The following is a 19,165-nucleotide window of genomic DNA, read 5'->3' on the forward strand; positions in this document are numbered from 1 at the left end:
CGCCACCGACTTCACCCTCCCGGTCGCTTCGCTGGGAGGGTGAGGACCCGTTTACGGTGCCGATCGGTGAGAAGTGTTCTATTTCCTATGTGTTTTTGGAGATTCCATGCCGGTTTACGTTTACGAAGAACTACTCCCCGACGGTGTTGCGGGGGAGACCTTTGAGATTTTGCAGGGAATGAGCGAGGCCCCTCTGACGGTACATCCCACCAAGGGAACTCCGGTTCGCAAAGTGATCGCTCCGGTGAGTATCGCCGGAACGTGGACCGATATGAAGGCGGCTAGCAACCTGAGTGACAAAAATTTGGAGGAGAAAGGATTCACAAAGTATGTCAAAATGGGGGACGGCAAGTACGAGAAACGGGCGGGCAAAGGGCCTGACGTAATCTCTGCCGACTAACCGCCCGACGGTGGTGCCGATGTGATTTTCTTCCTTTCCACTAGCAATTTGCTTCAGTTATGACCGTGACATTTAATTCCCGAAAGACCATCGAGCAAGTTGAAGAGGGAGTCGAGCTGGCGCCCAAGTTCGATAGCTTCGGATTGATTCCTTGTGTGACCACTGACTTTACGTCGGGCGAGCTTCTCATGCACGGCTACATGAATGAAGAGGCGCTGCGCAAAACCATCGAGCTTGGCGAAGCCGTCTACTACAGCCGCAGTCGAAAAGCGCTTTGGCACAAAGGAGCGACGAGCGGATTGGTCCAAACGGTCCGCGAGATGCGAATCGATGACGACCAGGATTGCGTTTGGTTGCGAGTCGACGTGGCTGGCGGGGCTAGTTGCCACGTAGGCTATCGATCGTGTTTTTACAGGCGAGTTCCGGTCGCGAATGACAGATCGGCAAGTGAAGCACTGGTGTTCACCGAAAGTGAAAAAGTGTTTGACCCTGTCAAAGTTTACGGTGATGCACCGAACCCAACACAGCTCTAATGCGTTACTCTGTCTAAGATGTTACCCCGCAAGAGCGAAAACAAACCATCCTCGACCATAAAGGACTCCGTTGTATGAACAAAGGTCTAAAGCATTTCTTCCTGGCCGCAGGCTTGACCGCGACAATTGTTGGCGTCCCAACTGGCTTAGTCGCTTTCGCGGATGAACCGCAAGCCGCTGCCAGCGTTGCGATCGAGGCTTTACCACGAGGTATCGCGAGTTTCGGAGCAACTCGCGTTGGGGATTGGTTATACGTTTACAGTGGACATACCGGAAAGACTCACGTCTATTCCAAAGAAGACATGCTCCCTGGCTTTTATCGAGTGTCGGTGACCAAGGGAGGAGCTTGGGAGTCGTTACCGTTTCCTGAACCTGGGCAAGGAGTCGCTTTAATCGCTGACGAAAAGCTAGTCTACCGTCTCGGTGGTATGCAGGCGAGAAACGAGAAAGGTGACGATGCGGATCTGTATTCGCTCGATTCTGTCGCCGCATTCGATCCCGCTTCGTTGAGCTGGACCGATCTTCCCAAGATGCCGACTTCTCGATCGTCCCATCGCGCTGCGGTTGTTGGCAACAAAATCTATGTGTTCGGTGGTTGGAGTATCGATGGAGGAGAGACAGGAGATTGGATGAAGGAGGGGTTAGTACTCGATCTCGCCAATCAGGACAAAGGTTGGAGAACCTTGCCTCAACCTGCTGAACGCAGGGCTCTCGATGTTGTCGCGGCCCGAGGCAAGATTTGGATGATCGGCGGCTTGACGCCTGACGATGAAGTTTCCGATGAAGTCCATGTTTTCGACATCGCGACCGAAACATGGGAACTGGGGCCCAATCTACCTGGCCCGCTACCGATTGGGAACGGGATCGCGGCCATAGCCTCGAACAATGATGTTTTCATAAGCGGTATGGACGGCAAGATCTACAAGTTAGATGCGCAAGCGAGTCGTTGGACCGAAGTTGGCAAGCTACCTTCTGGTCGCATTCATCACCGCATAGTAGTGCTCGACGATGGATCACTCGTCACGGTAGGTGGCTCCTCTCGCCAAGGTCACATTGCATTGACGGACTTTATTAAGTTGTCGAACTAGACAGGGGAAAGCCAGATCCATGTCGGAACAAATTCGAAACAGTTGCCCGCAAACCCAACAACAGGTGATCGATACGTACTTTATGGAGCACCGAGCTAAATTGTTGGATATCGCAGCCTATCTGGATCGAATCGATCGAGGAAGTGGTGAGAATCCGAATGATTTTCGCGATGTCGCTTTCCGCAAGGCTTTAAGCATTCTGTCATCGCCTGAACCTCATAGAGCCAAGAAAATCCTCGAACTGTTCAGCGATTACTCCGAGGAAATTCCTAAATCGGCACATGGTATGAAAGGGGCAATGGGAGCCGTTCGTCAGATTGCCGGAGGGGATCAATGAGATATATCGATCCCCACATTCATATGGTGTCTCGCACCACCGATGACTATCAGAGAATGGCCCAGTCCGGTTGTGTTGCTGTTACAGAGCCAGCCTTTTGGGCGGGATTTGATCGTTCTTCCGCGCAGGGTTTCTACGATTACTACCGACAATTGACCGAGTATGAACCCCGGCGAGCAGCTCAGTTTGGTATCCAGCACTTTACGTGGCTTTGCATCAATCCCAAAGAGGCAGACGATCCTGGTTTCGCCCGCGAGGTTATTGCCCTGATCCCCGAGTTTCTCAAAAGGGAGAATGTGCTCGGCATTGGTGAAATTGGATTGAATAAGAACACTCGCAACGAACTCATCATTCTTGAAGAGCAGATCGCTCTTGCGGAAAAGCATAATCAACTGGTGCTGGTTCATACTCCCCATTTGGAGGATAAGCTCAAGGGGACAAGAATGATTATGGACGCCTTGTCTGCAAGCTCAATCGACCCCGGAAGAATCCTCATCGACCACGTGGAGGAGCACACCGTTGCCGAGGTGCTGGATCGTGGATTTTGGGCCGGTATGACGTTGTACCCTGATACTAAAGTCACCCCGCAGCGTGCCGCCGACATCATCGAAATGTATGGCAACGAACGCATTTGGATGAACTCTGCTGGCGATTGGGGGTGCAGCGATCCATTGGCGGTTCCCAAGGCTCGTTTGGAAATGAAAAAGCGTGGGCATACATCCGAGATGATCGACAAGGTGACGTACGACAATCCCATGCAGTTTCTCTCGCAATCCCCGCACTTTCATATCGCTCCCTCCGCATCATGATCCTATGTCATGAATCTAGATCATGAGTCTCGTTGAGCAACGGGACTTCATTCTGCTTGCCATGGGGAGCCCGTTCGGGCTGGGCCAAGACTACTGGCAACAAGTGTCCGAGCAGATCGAAAGTCGATTGGGTGTAGCCGTTGGCTTGTGCGCAGAAGAAACGGATGATCCCCAAAGCTTTTGGACCGGGCTTTGGGTGAGGCTCGCGCAACAGCGCATCACAAGACTTCTGGTCATAACAATTGACCAACGCTCATCGGTGCTGCAAACGATGCGAGACGCTTTGGCTTGGCACGCAGCCTCGGAGAACGGCAAGCCTGTGGGCTACGAAATTGGTATCCAGTTTTCGAGGGGTTGGGACGAAGTCGACTGGGCTGAGACGCTCGCAGGTTCGCCCTATGCTTATTCACATGCTTGGCGATTAACGGCTGTTCTGTCCAACCCTAGTCTGGAGCGGGAGTACGCTACTCAACGCAAATGGATCAGTGGTATCGTATGGGAAATGAGACGATTGGGGCTCGATACCGATTATGTCATTCTCGATAAGCGTTACGAGGCAATCTACCCTTCGACTCCTTATGTCAAGCTGCCCTGGCTTCATGAAAATGGGGCTGCCGAGCAAGTAGATTTAAACGCCTTCGAACAAGACCTCCAGATCGTCGAGACACATCGAACGCAATCGGTAGCATTCTCGGATATTGTTTTCCCGGAAGCCTGGGCGCACGTCATTGTTAAGAAATACTTGGAGGGTATCAAGTATTGTACAGTTCGAGGTGCGGGTGAAGACTTTTCAGATAGCCTTGGGAATCAGGGTGATTCGTGGGACCTTGGTTACCAAGAGCTTTTGTTTCGCATGGAGGAACTGTTGCCGAGCGAATACCGAGGTACAACCAACGACGTGAGTCCCAGTTCCATGGGATCCGCACGAATCGAGTCGGGGCCTGACGGCAAGGTGGCATGGGATAAAATCTGGACCAGCTTCTGCGACTTGGCGTTAGCGGGAGGCCCGCCTCATCGCGGGCGGTTGTTGGAAGCCGTCACCAGCGAGGCATGCTCGAATGATCCAGAGAAGTATCAAGCTGTGGTGGCTGAGATCGAGCGAGGTATCAAGTTAGTAACGGGTCTCAACACGGTTCGTTCTCAGGTTTTGGGTTGGGTTGGGATTGAGTGCGACGATCAGCTGATGGCGGCCTGGTTAATGCGAGCCATCATTGTTGAGAACGTAATGGTTCGACGTGAGGGTCATGTTCTTTACCTACCGGCAGGCCCAGATTTTCAGGTCACAAAGGAGATTAAAAATGTCATCACTTCGGTAGCTAAAACCGTTCACTACTGGCGTGAGCATTGATTGGAATATTTTGGGCCTACACGCGTAGCGTTGTTAGAAAAAACTCGAGGGCGACGCGATTGGATGCAAAGGCCATGCGATCTAGGAGATCGGGAGTGATGTCTGCCCATTGCCAATTGGCTACCTCGGTGGCTTCGGGTTTGATCTCAGCACTTCCTTTTATTTTTGCATGGTAAAAGATATCGAGTACGGGATTGTCGATGTTGTGGTACGTGTAGCGATTCGGTGCCGTTAGAAGAAAACCAACCTCGTGAATGACTAGCCCCACCTCTTCCCAAACCTCTCTATGCAAACAAGCTTCCGCCGATTCATACGGATCGACGAATCCGCCAGGCATTCCCAGCTTTCCTGCACCAGGATCGCGAGCTCGTTCGATGAGCAATACTCTGTTGGCATCGTCCGTGATGATACCTCCCACCGCCGTCACCGGGCCAAAGTACATGCTGTAACCGCAGGCGTGGCAGTGATAGGGAACGGATGAGTCACTCGCCTTGCGAGGCGTTCCGCACAATGGGCAGAACCGATAGGCCCGGGAGACTTCTGTAGTATTCAGGGGAATCTACTTTCTTAGCGATTCAAAGTATTCTTTTTGTTGATCTCGTTGGGCTTTAGGCAACGCGATATTTTCAATCGCATTGGGATCGTCTGCCTCTGCTGCCATGACGATCTCTTTCGCCTTCTCACGACTGATACCTTTTCTATTAGGTCCAATCGCTTTTCCAGCCAGAACATTTTCACCCTTTTGCATTTGGTCTCGAATTTGAGAATCGTATGCGTCAGGATTGGTCTCTACCTCTTCCCCCTCGGCTTGCCCTTTACCCTTGCCCTTTTGATTAGAGGAGCCAGCTTGTTTTGCCTCGAGATTCTGTTGGCCAGACCTGGCATTCTTGCTATCCTTTTTACCACTTTGCATCCCCTCGAGCATCTTCTCTAGGTCTTTCGCTGCCTTGGCATTCTCCATCATCTTGCCAAGCTCGCCTTGCATGGCCTCCAGGGCTTCCTTCGCAGATTGAGCATCCCCCTGTTTCAACGAGTTGGCTGCATTCTGACAAGCTTCGCAGAAGGCGTCGGTGCGTTCTGCATCCCGAAGTGCCTTTTCGAGCTGTTCCAATTTCTGTTGGATCTGGCCGGCTTTATTCATGTCGCCCGCCTGCTTTGCCGCTTCCATCTCTTGCTTTAAGCTTTCGAGAAGGGCCTTCTGATCCTCGCGAACCTTATCGATCGCTTCTTGAAGCTCCTTTAGCTGTTGGGCGAGAGCTCGCATTTCTTCTTCCGTTAGATCCTTTGATGCCATCTTTTCCAACAGTTTCTCCAACTCTTGCTTGGCCTTATCAAAATCTCCTTCTTGAAGTGCTTTTTGGAATGGATCGGCTGGGCCTTTACTGTCCGTCTTGAGATCCTCAAATGCCTTTTTAAGACTTTCGGGACTGCCCAACGACTCTTTGCGATCCTGAATATCTTTCTTGATGTCGTTCAGGTCGGCCAGTAGTTGGCTCTCGTTTGGCTTTTCCGATTTTTGCAACGCTTCAAGCTTCTTTTCTAGCTTCTCGTAATCATTCTCGATCTCTTTGAGCCCTTTCTCAGCGGCTTCGTTCTTGAGCTTCTTGATTTCATCCAAGATCGTTTTGGTTTGCGCTTTGACTTGTGTCAACCTCGCATTCGATTGCTCCGCAGCAAGCTCGCTTTCACGGGAAACCGCATCGGGTACCCAAAGCAACGCAATACATGCCATGATTGGTAAAAGGATCCATGGCAAGCTTGCTGGGGCTTGAAACGTGAACTTGTCACGTACATCGATTCGGTCGGCTTTAGCGACTGCGTCTTTGAGAAGTGCCGCACCAACGGGGGTAGCACGCTGGGACTCATCCAGTAACAAAGCACTGCTCAAACGTTCTCGAAGCTGAAATCGTTTGTCGATCTCCATCGCGACTTGTTCATAGCTCGGATGTCGCCACCACGTTCGTATGCCGTTTCCTAATAGAGCGATAGCAGCCGCACCGCCAAGCCAAACCTGATTCCAAGTTTCTATATCTAAGGGAATGACTATGAGCTTGGGAAGGAGTAAACCGACGAAGCAACAGCCAAAGGTGACGAGCATCCAAATTGGGAGCGTTGCTAGATAATTCTGAATAAACAGTCTGCGGCTAGCAATTCGGACCTGTTGCGAGATGTTATCCATGATTTGATTCTTAAGGTTTGATCGATCGGACATGGCTATTATTCAGCATGCTTGACGCAGAAACAAGCATCAAGTCGCAGGTTCCTGGCCAAATCGGCGCCTCAATGCATCGACTAGGACCGCTAAAATAATGACGATTCCCGTGATGATTTGCTTGTTGGCATCGTCGACTCCCATCTGTGCCAAACCGCGCTGGAGCACCTGCATTATGATCACCCCTAGGAAAGTCCCAATCACGGTGCCACGGCCCCCCATCAGGCTCGTGCCACCGATAACACAGGCTGCAATCGCAGACAACTCGAGCCCAATCGCTGCATTCGGGTCGACTGTAGCTAATCGCGATGTGAGAGACCACCCACCCAGAGCGCACAAAGCCCCACTCGCGGCGAACACCGAAACGAGATACGGCCAAGTTCTAATGCCTGACATTCGGACCGCTTCTTCATTGGTCCCAATTGCGACTAGATACTTACCGTAGACCGTTTGGCTGAGAACAAACTGTGCCAGGATGACAGTGCCCACGGCAGCTAGAAAAGCAGGAGACAAGCCGATTTGAGAAACCGGCTCGGCGAACCACTCAATCTTGCTTCCCACGAAAACGGACCTCGATTCCGTAAGCACCTTGGTTAGCCCTCGAGCTATCTCCAGCATCCCCAGCGTTACAATGAACGAGGGAATTCGGAATCCGACAGCAACGATCCCGCTCAACAATCCGCAAAAGGTTGTGACAGACGCTGCCGCGAGCACAGCTATCGACAGTGGAACATGATACTTAACCATCAGTGCACCTAGAATCGCAGCTCCGAGTGCCATGAGTGAACCGACCGATAGATCGATCCCTTTGGCGATCAGTACAAAGGTCATGCCGATTGCGATGAACGTCAGATCGGGAATTTGATTTGCGATTGAGACGAAGGTTGAAGGTTGCAGGAAACTATCGCTGAGCAAACTAAATGTCGCTATGAGAATTCCTAACGCAACGATCAATCCCGCGTAGGGTAGCAAGGTGGAAACTATAGGATTGGATTTCATTTTGTATGGCCAGGAGTCGTTGCCTGAAATTCGTAAATCGCCCTGGAATGACCAGCGAATGATGCGTTCGTAATTCTTTGCCTATCGAATTCCGCTTTATCGAGCATATCCGTGAGTCTACCATCAGACAGGACAGCGATTCGATCACTGATGGAAAAGAGCTCCTCCATATCGCTGCTAACCACTAAGAGGGCGGCTCCACCCTGCGCGAGTTGCCTAATGACATCGTAAATGATTCGCCGTGCTGCAACGTCGATACCTCGCGTCGGTTCGTCGAACAAAAAGATGTTAGCCTCTCGTAACAACCACTTCGCGACGACAACTTTCTGTTGATTTCCACCACTGAGCGTGGAAACCATTTGATGGATACTTTCATATTTAGTGGCGAGTTCAGTACACGTTTTTACAGCGGCGCGCGTGGCCGTTACTTTTCGGAGTACTCCCCAACGAGAGAACGATCTTTTCAAGGCAGCGAGTGTAGCATTGTCTGCAATCGAATGAGACAAAAGCAAACCGGTGGATTTGCGGTCTTCCGTAATCATGGCCAACCCGGCGGCGACAGCTTGAGCGGGGGAAGAAAATCGCTTCGGTGTATCGTCACCGTGAAGATAGATGGCCCCAGAGGTAGCACGGTCCGCACCATAAATCGCTCGTAGTAATTCCGTTCGCCCCGCCCCAACCAGACCCGTGATACCCAAGACCTCTCCTGCTCGAACCGAGAACGAAATGTTTTTCACGGTGCCGCTCGAGAGATCTTTCAGGCGTAGAGCAATCGCTTTATCGGTCGCTTTATCAATTTTGTTCGATCCCGATGCGTTGTCATGTAGCGTCGATAATTTACGTGAACGTTCGCCGGTTGAACTCGATAACGCTTCTATGTCGCCACTCATCCAAGCGACCATTTCCTCAACACTCATGACAGCGGTCTTCTCGGTCAAGACATACTTGCCGTCTCGTAGGATGGTGATTCGATCGCAGATAGTTTTTACTTCATCAAGTCGATGGCTGATGTAGAGAATTGATGTTCCCTGACGCTTAAGTTCCTCGATTCTAAGGAACAGGTTTGCAACCTCGTTGCCGCTGAGCGATGCAGTTGGTTCGTCTAGAATAAGAAGCTTGCAAGATGTCTGCAGCGATTTGGCGATTTCAATCAATTGCTGCTGGCCAATTCCGAGACTTCTCACAGGAGTCTGGGGAGCTAGATTCTGTAAACCGACCTTGGCCAGTAAGTCACGAGCTCTCTGATTCAAGAGTCTTCTTGACAATACACCACAACAGTGAGGAAGCTTGCTGAGCAGTAGATTCTCGGCGACCGTAAGGGTCGGTATGAGATTGAGCTCCTGTTGGACAATCTCGATCCCGAGTGCTTCCGCATTCTGTTTGTTGTGAATTTGGATAGATCTATCATCGAGAAACATTTGGCCTGCAGTGGGCTCGATCAATCCGGATAGAATCCTACACAACGTGCTTTTGCCTGCACCGTTAGCACCCAGTAATCCGTGAACTTCACCTTGTTTGATCGAGAAGCTAACGTTATCGAGAACGGTAACGGAACCATAACGTTTGGATAGGGCGTGCAGACAGACTCGATCCGGTTGGGGGTTCTTGTGTGGTTCTATTACTTCTTCATGCATCCTGCGATCCTCAACTTTGAGAGGCTCATTCGCGAGTCCGACTCGGTGAATTGTCTGGTAAAGCGGATGCTACCATGACATCAATTTCTTCGCGCGAGGGAAGTGAGATTTGGGCCCCGGGGCGAGTCGCGGCAATCGCACCAGCCGCGTTGGCAAAGCGAAGGGATTCGGTGAGGCTGTTTGTTTCTACCCATCGAACTCCCAACGCACCCGCGAACGCATCACCAGCAGCCGTGGTGTCGACCGCTTGTATGGCAAAGGGAGGAACGTGACACACCTCACGTCCATCAAATAGCAACGCCCCCTGAGAAGCCAGGGTGATGACGACATTCGAGATCCCTGACGCATGCAAAGCTCTGGCCGCTCGCTCCGCTTCTTCAAGATTCCGAACCGGCAACCCCGTTAGCTCTGCGGCCTCTGTTTCATTGGGGCAAATAAGGCTGATCGCTTCTGGGATCTCAGTTGTGGCGTTTATCTGGCGTAAGAACTCTGGCCAGTCGTTCGGAGCGGGGGCGGGATCCAAGATGACACGAGTCTTCGTTGATGTGGCGATTCGTACGGATTCCACAATCGTTTCGAGGGGAACTTCCAATTGCAACAGCAGAGCATCACTTTCTGCAATCACCGATTCAAACTGCCTAAGGTCATCCGGAGTTAAACATCCATTTGCACCGGGAACAACCAAGATGCTATTCTGTCCCGATTTCTCCACAGCCACAACGGCGACGCCACTTCCACAAGCCGACGTCGCCTGGACTGCGCGGGCGTCGACCTCGTAGTGTCTCAAGTTATCTAGGAGCTTGTCTGCGAATGCGTCATCGCCCACGCGGCCAATCATGGACACTTGGCCACCTGCGCGGGCAGCTGCTACTGCTTGATTGGCTCCTTTACCCCCGCAAATCTCTTGGGACTCGCGAGCAAGAACTGTTTCGCCTGGTTGAGGCAACCGCTCGCATCGCACGACCAAGTCCATGTTGATAGAACCGACGACAGCGATCCTCGCTCTTCGTGGATCCATTACTTGGGTGGTTGGCTCGAGAGAAGAGTGAGGGCCTCGAGAACGCGGGCCTTTTGATCGTCGCGAAGGATCAAATAGCGGTCCCGTTTTCCGTTGCTCGTTAGTGTTGTAAGGCCCCTGCCGTCTACCTCAACAAGCCCCGGCTCCGAAAGGTCAAAGTATCCATGATCGGGACGAACGGCATAGAGCACCGAAGTCAGGTCCCAAGTCGGTCGATCATGGGGAGGTGGTTCGTAGAGGATGTAGGACTCAGGCAGTGGATGGTGCGCGGTGTATCGAAAATCCTTGAGGATGCTTTGGTGCGGATACGGCAACGCGAGTCCAATCTCAAATCCGCTCCAAACGATCGGAATCGGACAAATCTCGGCCAACTTCGTTGCTGCCTTTAAATCTTGGACAACGTTATACTCCAAGTGATCTACGAGTTGTCCATTGCTGGGGATACGTTGGAACGCCCCTGCCATAATCGAAAGGAGTTTGGCTTTCTTTTTCGTAAGTTCAATCCCGGATAACGGGGAAACGTCGTCAGCGGGTGACTCCAACAATCCTAGCACATTCGTCGAGAAACCGACTTGAATGATCACCACGGAGTTGTCCTCTGCGTTAGCCAGTGTTTGCCGGAGAACGGTCACTGCATCGGGAGCATCCTTACCCGAGAGCAGATCGTGAGGGTAACGGAGGACGCCCCCATCTTCGGTTTTGCAAAGCCCGTTGAATTTTCCTTGTTCGGGTGTTACTCCGCTTCTGCAAACACCGATCGGAATGTCGCCTCGTCCGTAGAACGTATTGACAGCATCGGTGAAGGGGGCGGCTAGTTCGTGATCCTTGGTAATGGTCACGGCCAACAATTCACATTCACCGCGACTTTGCAAGGCATGCAGCATGCCTAGTGCTAACACGTCGTCGCAATCGTTACCAATGTCAGTGTCAAAGATCACAGGCACCGGCTTAGCTGGTGTGCCGACGAGCTCGTTCGCGATTGTCATTCTCGAACTCAAACCGACTACTTGTAAAACACAGTATGCAATCGCTATGCATTGGGTTCGGTTTACAAGATTGAGCGAGTGAGGCTTCCGAAAGGGAAGCCGAGGCGTTGGGGGTAGGAGCGGGGAAATCATGTGAGAGGTTTACGATTCTATAAAGGGAAAAAGAGTCCACGCCTGACCGGAAACAGTAAGCGGGGAAACGATTCAGGATTCCCATTGCGGTGGCGTATCCCGAAAAGGACCATTCAGTATAGCCCCAACGCGGCCTCAATCAAAGCGGATCGAAAAGGCACCACACCCAGAATGGCGAAACAGCCTTGTTAATCGAACACTTAAATAATCTGCTAAACATCCACTAGTTTTTGTGTTACTATAGATTTAGTATATCCCCGCCTGATTCCCCTCCCTCTCTTACCCTCAATCATCGTTATGCGTTTTTCTTTTGTGACGTCTCGCGCAATGTTCGTTGGCTCTTGGTTAGTCAGCCTATTGTCGGCCAGTATTGTTTTAGGCGATGTTGGTGCGACTCCGACCAAGGCGTTTCGGCTTCCAGCCGGCTTTGAAATTGATCTAATCTATGAGGTTCCCCTCAAAGAACAAGGCTCCTGGGTCTGCATTACATCTGATAACCGAGGTGGCTTGCTGGCGTCGGACCAATATGGCAAAGTCTACCGAGTCACCCCGGCTCCTGTGGGTGCACCGTCGTCGGAGACTAAGGTCGAGCCGCTTGGTATCGACATCGGCATGGCTCAAGGGCTTTTAGTCACCAAAGACGGACTCTATGTCGACGTCAATGCGGGTGAGAATGCTGGCTTGTATCGATTCCAAGATACCAACAATGACGGTACTTATGACACCAAGGAGTACCTAATCCCTTTGAATGGCGGAGGTGAGCACGGACCGCACGCCATCATCGAGGGACCAGATGGCCGACTTTATCTAGCCGCTGGCAATCAAACACAGCTTCCGAAACGCGTTGATGCATCGAGGGTGCCGCGTCATTGGAGCGAAGATCATATGTTGGGCAGGATGCCCGATGGCCGTGGGTTCATGGCCGGTGTGCCGGCACCAGGCGGGTTTATCCTCAGCTTTAATCCAGATGCAAGTGACATCGAAATCGTCGCGACGGGATTCCGCAACCAATACGATATTGACTTCAGCCCGACGGGTGAACTCTTCACTTATGATGCTGACATGGAATGGGATGTTGGTACACCTTGGTACCGACCTACTCGAGTTAACCATGTCATCAGTGGCGCTGAGTTTGGATGGAGAAATGGAACTGGTAAGTGGCCGGAGTACTTCGCTGATAGCTTCGGGGCAGTCGTAAACATCGGCTATGGTTCCCCGACAGGTATCACATTCGGTACGGGTGCTAAATTCCCTGCCAAGTACCAGAACTCATTGCTGATTAGCGATTGGAGCTACGGGGTGATCTACGCGGTCAACATGAAACCAGACGGCTCGAGCTACATAGGCGAATTCGAACCGTTTGTTAGTGCCTCACCTATGCCCGTAACCGATTTGATCGTTGATCCCAGCACAGGAGCTCTTTACTTCACTATCGGTGGTCGAGGAGTGCAGTCCGCCATGTACCGCGTGCGATACACCGGCGCAGAGGATTGTTCACCGGCGGTCTTCCCAGATACGCCAGAAGCAAAGCAGGCACGCGAGACTCGTCGGAAGCTTGAAGCTATGCATCGAGGAGAAGGATTCGACCTGGAACTCGCTGCTCAAAACGTTGGCAGCTCGGATCGGGCCTTGCGAACGGCCGCCAGAATTGCTCTGGAGCAGCAAGACGCCTCTCTTTGGCGAGGTCTAACTTCGAAACCGAGCAACGCTCAAGCGGCGATTACGCTCGCGGTAGCCCTAGCTCGCAAAGGGGACAAAACCGATCAGGAGATCATACAAAACAGATTGCTCTCTCTCGATTGGGACAAGCTCAATCAAACGGAGAAGCTTGAATTGCTTCGGGCATACCAGCTCAGCTTCCTGCGTCTAGGTGAGGGGACCGATGCGATGAGGGCCAAAATTACGGCCACTCTTGATCCACATTTCCCGACCCCCTCCGAGGATAGTTTGATCGATCGCGAGTTGGCTCGAGTCTTGATTTACTTGAACGCCCCCAACATCGTGGAGCGTTGTGTAAACCGAATGCAGTCCACCCCTTCTGCCGACGAACAGATTCATTACGCTTTCTGCTTGCGAGAGGCAACCGAGGGCTGGAACGACAAGACGCGACGCGAGTACTTTCAGTGGTTTTACGATATTGCGACTGCCCGAGGGGGAGCATCCTTTGGTGGCTTTATCGAGAATATTCGGCAGGTTGCGATCAAGAATTTGACCGATGCTCAGAAGCAACAATTGGGAGAATTGGTCGGACCTCCTCCAGCACCGCGAGATCCTCTCGAAAACTTGGCACCAAGATCATTCGTCAAGGCGTGGACTGTTGAGGAACTGGAGCCAGTGGCTCAAGAAAAAACGACCGGCTTTGACTTTGAACGAGGCAAGCTCATGTTCGCCGTCGCTCAGTGCTACAAATGCCATCGCATGGGAGGTCAGGGCGGAATCCAGGGACCTGATCTAACGAGCGCTGGCGGCCGATTCAGTATCAAAGACATGCTGGTTGCGACCATCGAACCGAGCAAAGAGATCAGCGATCAATACCAAGCCAGCCAATTTCTACTTGAGGATGACACCGTCATCGTAGGGCGGGTGGCGAACCTGAACGGTGATGATCTCATGATCCAGACCAACATGCTGGATCCAGGCAACTTTACCAACCTCAAGCGACAAGACATTGTCGAGGTTCGACAGAGTCAGGTGTCGCCGATGCCCTCTGGTTTGCTGGACACTTTGAGTAAAGAGGAGATCATTGACCTTTTGGCATATCTACGAGCTGGGGGTAATCCTAAGCATTCGTTGTACATGCCGAAATAGATCGTGAAAGCTAAGAAACGAATCTACGCCGGGGCATTATACTTTCGAATGTAGTTCTTTACTGAGTATTTGCTCCGGGTGGATTCGCTCGTCATGTAGCGAATCTTGCCAAAGATGGGGCGTTCCGGCCCCCAGGCTCGATCATATCGTCCGAGTACCCAGAAAATTCCGCTGTAAGAATTGGGATCTCGACCATCCAGAGCATACTTGTTATTCAGATGCACCATGGTTTTAAGTGCATCTTGAGGAGTAGCCGACCAGTGAAGTATCTTCTTGCCCCACAGCATGCGTAGATAGTTGTGAATTCGCCCTTCCTGAACTAACTGGTTCTGAGCGGCATTCCATAGCTCGTCGTGCGTTGCTGCCCGCTCGAATTGGTCTAACGTGTACTCGTGCTCGCGAGGGTCGCTGGAGTGCTCCGATAGCGTTTGCTGGGCCCAGTCAGGAAGCGATTCATAACGATCGAAATTTGGCTCGCGGACGCACATATTGAAACCGATCTCACGCCAAGTCATCAACTGATCTATAAAGGATTCGGCGTCCGAGGACATGTTCCAGAAACCATGCATCTTGCCATTAGGCTTAGTCATCTTCTTCGGTCCCCAGTCCTCCGCTTTTGCGATCTCGAAGAATACTTCAAAGGAGCTCATGGTTCCGAAGTGAAGGTGTGGTGACAACCAAGATGACCCTTGAAGCTCGGGTTCATTGCGATCATGGTCGTACTTGGATAATCGCAACTTTACGAAACGCCGAAGCACTTTTCTCGCTTCGGATTCTTGACCCGGCTCTACAGGTTGAACCGCATGGTCAATAGGTAAGTCACACAGGCTGGAATGCAGTTTGAGCCCTTCACCCGCTAGTCCACACCCCCATCGCGTTCTGACTTCTCTGGGCAGCTCTTTGAGTCGCTCGGTTTTTAACGCAGCCAGGGGATCCTCGACCGGGAACTGTGGCATGCTCTCCGCAACCACTTTCTGCATGTAACGACGGTAGGAATGAGCCACGGTAAAGGTACGATCCACCTGTCTCATGGGTACGATCGTATTGGAATCGACTAACTCCAAAGCACACTCCCATTTGGCCGCAATTCGTCGATACAAGGCAGGGTGAAAGAAACAGGGGTAGTCATCGGCTACGACCACGCAAGCACGCTTAGCCAACGTTTCCATGAGCCCCGAACCATGGTTCGATCTCGGTTCGATGTAAGCACAATGAGCCGCGCGTGATGTACTAAGAAGAGTGGACCGCTCCTCAATCCCGTCAATTAAAAACTGGTGAAATCGATCACACGCCCAGCGATAGTTCGTCCGCACTGCATCAAAAATGAGTAACGGTCGCTGAAGTCTGTTTGACCACTCGACCGCACGTTGCAAACCAAAATGGTAACGCAATCGTCGGGAAGCAGTCATCCAGTACAGCACGTAGTCGCCCGAATCGCGAACGGGAACATTGTTAACGCTGGTAACTCGAACCTTCGGAACCGACTCGTGGCTTTCCATTTCACTTAAACTCTTTGTGGCAAGACCGTTGACTCGGCAACTACGAATCGTATTCCATTCGCTCCGTCAGCGAGCTAATCTCGTCTATAATCAGGGTGCGTCAATGGCTCGTTGGCACTTACCCGTATTTCCCCCCTGATCTCACAAATAAGGAAGTCTAATGATTTGCCGCATCCGTAACTCTACCTGCGTTCTCCTGTGTCTTGTCTCCCTGTTCGGATGCCAGACCGAACCGCCCACGTCCAAGACAGCGATGTTCGACGACGAAACCAAAAAACAGCCTCGACGCGTTATGGTTCAGCATTGCTTGATCAGCTTTGATGGTGGTGTTCCAGGTGCAACAAGAAGCCGAGACGAGGCACAGAAGCTTGCAGAACAGCTCTTTGAACAAGCCAAGTCGGGTGCCGATTTTCACCAAATGGTGAAACAATACAGCGATGACCCTGGGCTGGGAATATACAAGCTTGTTAACTTTGGCATACCAGTCGATCCAGTATCTGGAGCGAGTGGTCGAGACACCATGGTCAAAGGCTTTGGCGACATGAGCTTCTCGCTGCAAGTCGACGAAATCGGTCTATGCCCCTATGACTCTAACAACAGTCGATACGGCTGGCATATTATCAAACGGCTCGAGTAGTCGCTTCGTCAAATCCCAAAGCGTTGCAACAAATGGGTGAAGTGAATTTTATCGCGAAGGTCGAATGGTGACATCTGCTTGCAAACGAATGCGTTCAGCGGCGATGGCTGTATCCTCTTCGCTAATATCAATCCAGACTCGAATGGCTCGGAAATCGGTTCTCGCTAGAGGATCTGGGGAACGCATCTGAGGGACTCCGACTAGTCGATCGATCCGAGCCACTTTACCCGATAGATCTTTCTTGAGCCCAGCAGATCGCATAACCGCTGAATCTCCAATTTGAATTTCTGCCACGTCTGCTTCGTATACCTCTGCAACGCACATCATGGCAGATAGGTCCGCCAGCTCCGCAGCAGGCATGGTCGCGAATCGTTCACCAGCTTCCACATTGATGTTCAGTACGACGCCAGAGATAGGGGAAACCAAACTAGCCTCGCCCACTTGTAGACTGAGCACCTCGATTTGCTTTTCCAAGGCTGCAATGGACACGTTGTTTGCAGCAAGCTCTCTAGCCGATCGAGCCGCCTGGACCGCTTGCTGAGCCTGCCTAACTTGCATGTGTGCTTGTTTCAGGCCATTGTCAGCAGCCAGAACGGCTTGTTGGGATTTCGACTCCAGGCTTGTGATCTCCATCTCTTTGGACTGCAACTCAAGCTTGCCGACAGCCGCTCTCGTTAATGGATCGTGGTGAAGTCTGGTTAGGCTATCCAACTGGTCTCTCAATTGTTGCAACTGCGCTTCTCCTTGTTCCGCCATAGCCCGCTGAGATTCAGCAATCTGGACTAATCCCTCAGCGTTTTCGAGTTGCCCCAGGGCGACTTCGATGGCCAAGTTCAATTCTTCTAGCTTTGTTTCGAGAGTGGTTCTCGCATCTTCGAGCTTGAGCTTTGCCACCTCGAGCTCCAATGACCTTACGGTGCCGCTAAAAAGCGTGGCTAGTCGCGTTCCTGCTTGCACCTCGTCTCCAGGTCGGACATGCCAGGCTTCGATTCGATCGCCAGGCAAACCTGCTAGTCTGATGAAACCACCTTTGGGCTCGAGCCGCCCCTGGACCTTGATCTCTTTGCGACTAGCCGTGGGGCCTTGTGCTGAAGAGGAAGACGACGAGGCGCGGCTGCTGGGAGTCGAGCTTTGGGCAAGGGTCTCGTTAGTAATAAGAGCGAGAGAACTCGTCGCAGCCGATTGACCCAACCCAACATGGGTAACTGTGTCCGAGCACCCTGTCACACAGACCATACCAGGTAAGCAAACAAAGAGGCCCAGGGGAATGAAAGACGCAGTTCTTCTCATGATATCGATCAGGTGAAAATGTCGGATTTGGTAAAGAGTTACGATTCTCAAATCAATTCCTCACTCCTATAGATTACACTCCGAAGTATCCTAAGGCGGAAACGAATCGCGAAATTGCCTCAAAGTTAAATATCAACCACCATGGACAACGGGATACTTCAACGTGCAACTTTGTTCGATCCGCAAACTCGTCAGCGGATTTCCGAAGGTGAAGCGCCGTCGATTCATGCTCAAGGGCTCCAGCACTCTTTCGGTACGGGAGACTTGAAAAAACAGATACTCTTTGACAACAACCTCACGGTCTTCCCAGGCGAAATCATCATCATGACCGGCCCCAGCGGTTCCGGAAAAACAACCTTGCTCACTCTGATTGGTGCGCTCCGCACCGTCCAGGATGGCCAGCTGCGCGTGCTGGGTCAATCGCTGCATGGTGCATCCGCTGGCAAACTAAAGGACTTTCGAAAGGAAATTGGCTTTATCTTTCAAGCCCACAATCTCTTCGAAGCACTCACGGCAACGCAGAACGTTCGCATGTCGCTTGAACTGGTCAATCCGAAGCTCTCCTCTCGTGCCCTCAACGAACGGGCTCAGTCGATACTCACACAGGTCGGACTAGAGAATCGTGTCTACCATAAACCAAAGCAACTTTCTGGAGGACAAAAGCAACGCGTCGCGATCGCTCGAGGCTTAGTCCACAACCCGAAGCTCGTCTTAGCTGACGAACCGACAGCCGCTCTCGACGAACAAAGCGGTCGCATGGTGGTCGATCTCTTACAACGCATGGCATCCGAACAAAAAACGACGATTCTCATCGTGACTCACGACAATCGTATTTTGGACGTTGCCGACCGCATCGTGACTTTGGTGGATGGTCGTATTCGCACTGATGCACTCATGAAAGAGGCCGCCATCTTAACTCAGATGATTGCAAAATGCTCTGTCTTTGCCAAAGTAACGCCGCGCACGCTGACGCGAATCGCAGACGAGATGACGATCGAGATGTTCCCCGCTGGGACGCGTATCATTCAAGAGAACGAGCCTGGCGATCGATTTTTCTTGATACGCAAAGGTTCGGTCGCTGTGCGTAGAGGTAATCCGGAGGTCGAGATTGCCACCCTGCAAACAGGAGATTTTTTTGGTGAAGCGGCCTTGATCACCGGTCAGCCAAGAAACGCAAGCGTCTATGCACTGGAAGACTCATTGATCTGCGCCTTGAGCAAATCAAGCTTCCAAATGGCGATCGATGATTCCGCTACACACGACGATGAAATTCGAACGGCTTACTTTGATCGTACTTAGTGATCGGACATAAACCGTGGGTCAGCGCCCTGCGGCTAATGCTTATTTCTTCTTCAGGTCAAACGCTTTCATCTTCTCCATCCCGGACACATCTGGTTTACCTTCGAATATTCCCCACATGCCATGGTATTGACCG

At 51.8% G+C, this 19,165-nt stretch carries 17 protein-coding genes; 9 read left to right on the forward strand and 8 right to left on the reverse strand.

Going from position 1 to position 19,165, the window contains the following annotated elements; genetic code table 11:
* Positions 1-106 precede the first annotated feature (106 nt).
* The 6 genes from SH449x_RS14450 to SH449x_RS14475 all read left to right on the forward strand — a co-directional run bounded on the left by SH449x_RS14450 (position 107) and on the right by SH449x_RS14475 (position 4,515).
* Positions 107-400, forward strand: a complete 294-nt coding sequence (locus SH449x_RS14450) for an FmdB family zinc ribbon protein (protein ID WP_482376777.1) — start codon at positions 107-109, stop codon at positions 398-400.
* A 59-nt stretch (positions 401-459) separates the two neighbouring features.
* Positions 460-933: a phosphoribosyl-AMP cyclohydrolase gene (gene hisI, locus SH449x_RS14455; RefSeq protein ID WP_482376778.1), complete on the forward strand. Its 474-nt coding sequence runs from the start codon at positions 460-462 to the stop codon at positions 931-933.
* Positions 934-1,007: 74 nt separating this feature from the next.
* A complete protein-coding gene (locus SH449x_RS14460; protein ID WP_482376779.1) occupies positions 1,008-2,021 on the forward strand; it encodes a Kelch repeat-containing protein in 1,014 nt (337 codons plus the stop codon).
* A 19-nt stretch (positions 2,022-2,040) separates the two neighbouring features.
* Positions 2,041-2,358 carry a hypothetical protein gene (locus SH449x_RS14465; RefSeq protein WP_482376780.1) on the forward strand — a complete coding sequence of 106 codons (318 nt, stop codon included), beginning with the start codon at positions 2,041-2,043 and terminating at the stop codon, positions 2,356-2,358.
* Positions 2,355-3,167 carry a TatD family hydrolase gene (locus tag SH449x_RS14470; RefSeq protein WP_482376781.1) on the forward strand — a complete coding sequence of 271 codons (813 nt, stop codon included), beginning with the start codon at positions 2,355-2,357 and terminating at the stop codon, positions 3,165-3,167. The genes SH449x_RS14465 and SH449x_RS14470 overlap by 4 nt, the downstream gene beginning before the upstream one ends.
* A 22-nt stretch (positions 3,168-3,189) precedes the next feature.
* Positions 3,190-4,515: a hypothetical protein gene (locus SH449x_RS14475; RefSeq protein ID WP_482376782.1), complete on the forward strand. Its 1,326-nt coding sequence runs from the start codon at positions 3,190-3,192 to the stop codon at positions 4,513-4,515.
* Between the two features lie 16 nt (positions 4,516-4,531).
* Here SH449x_RS14475 and SH449x_RS14480 read toward each other — a convergent pair whose 3' ends face one another.
* Genes SH449x_RS14480 through SH449x_RS14505 form a run of 6 tightly spaced genes read right to left on the reverse strand, consistent with a single transcriptional unit; the run spans position 4,532 to position 11,364 of the window.
* The gene (locus tag SH449x_RS14480) at positions 4,532-5,026 is read right to left on the reverse strand and encodes an NUDIX hydrolase (RefSeq protein WP_482376783.1); all 495 of its coding nucleotides are present in this window, start codon (positions 5,024-5,026) and stop codon (positions 4,532-4,534) included.
* 48 nt (positions 5,027-5,074) lie between these two features.
* The gene (locus SH449x_RS14485) at positions 5,075-6,727 is read right to left on the reverse strand and encodes a hypothetical protein (RefSeq protein WP_482376784.1); all 1,653 of its coding nucleotides are present in this window, start codon (positions 6,725-6,727) and stop codon (positions 5,075-5,077) included.
* Between the two features lie 36 nt (positions 6,728-6,763).
* Positions 6,764-7,726, reverse strand: a complete 963-nt coding sequence (locus tag SH449x_RS14490; RefSeq protein WP_482376785.1) for an ABC transporter permease — start codon at positions 7,724-7,726, stop codon at positions 6,764-6,766.
* On the reverse strand, positions 7,723-9,360 hold the full coding sequence (locus SH449x_RS14495; protein ID WP_482376786.1) for a sugar ABC transporter ATP-binding protein: 1,638 nt from the start codon (positions 9,358-9,360) through the stop codon (positions 7,723-7,725). Before SH449x_RS14495 ends, SH449x_RS14490 begins: the two co-directional genes overlap by 4 nt.
* 25 nt (positions 9,361-9,385) lie before the next feature.
* Positions 9,386-10,378, reverse strand: a complete 993-nt coding sequence (gene rbsK, locus SH449x_RS14500; RefSeq protein WP_482376787.1) for a ribokinase — start codon at positions 10,376-10,378, stop codon at positions 9,386-9,388.
* Positions 10,378-11,364, reverse strand: a complete 987-nt coding sequence (locus SH449x_RS14505) for a nucleoside hydrolase (protein ID WP_482376788.1) — start codon at positions 11,362-11,364, stop codon at positions 10,378-10,380. The genes rbsK and SH449x_RS14505 overlap by 1 nt, the downstream gene beginning before the upstream one ends.
* A gap of 429 nt (positions 11,365-11,793) precedes the next feature.
* On the opposite strand from SH449x_RS14505, the gene SH449x_RS14510 reads away from it, so the two are divergent.
* Positions 11,794-14,304, forward strand: a complete 2,511-nt coding sequence (locus tag SH449x_RS14510; protein ID WP_482376789.1) for an L-sorbosone dehydrogenase — start codon at positions 11,794-11,796, stop codon at positions 14,302-14,304.
* Positions 14,305-14,327: 23 nt separating this feature from the next.
* On the opposite strand, the gene SH449x_RS14515 is transcribed toward SH449x_RS14510, so the two are convergent.
* The gene (locus SH449x_RS14515; protein WP_482376790.1) at positions 14,328-15,803 is read right to left on the reverse strand and encodes a cryptochrome/DNA photolyase family protein; all 1,476 of its coding nucleotides are present in this window, start codon (positions 15,801-15,803) and stop codon (positions 14,328-14,330) included.
* A gap of 160 nt (positions 15,804-15,963) precedes the next feature.
* Between SH449x_RS14515 and SH449x_RS14520 the strand changes: the two genes are divergently transcribed.
* Positions 15,964-16,440, forward strand: coding sequence for a peptidylprolyl isomerase (locus SH449x_RS14520; protein ID WP_482376791.1), 477 nt, complete (start codon positions 15,964-15,966; stop codon positions 16,438-16,440).
* 48 nt (positions 16,441-16,488) lie between these two features.
* Here SH449x_RS14520 and SH449x_RS14525 read toward each other — a convergent pair whose 3' ends face one another.
* Positions 16,489-17,781, reverse strand: coding sequence for a hypothetical protein (locus SH449x_RS14525; protein WP_482376792.1), 1,293 nt, complete (start codon positions 17,779-17,781; stop codon positions 16,489-16,491).
* Positions 17,782-17,871: 90 nt separating this feature from the next.
* Here SH449x_RS14525 and SH449x_RS14530 point away from each other — a divergent pair, with 90 nt between their 5' ends.
* Positions 17,872-19,029, forward strand: coding sequence for an ATP-binding cassette domain-containing protein (locus SH449x_RS14530; protein ID WP_482376793.1), 1,158 nt, complete (start codon positions 17,872-17,874; stop codon positions 19,027-19,029).
* Positions 19,030-19,165 lie beyond the last annotated feature (136 nt).

The sequence above is a fragment of the Brakhagea baltica genome, assembly GCF_052161605.1.
In the GTDB taxonomy this organism is placed as follows: Bacteria; Planctomycetota; Planctomycetia; order Pirellulales; family Pirellulaceae; genus JBKCUI01.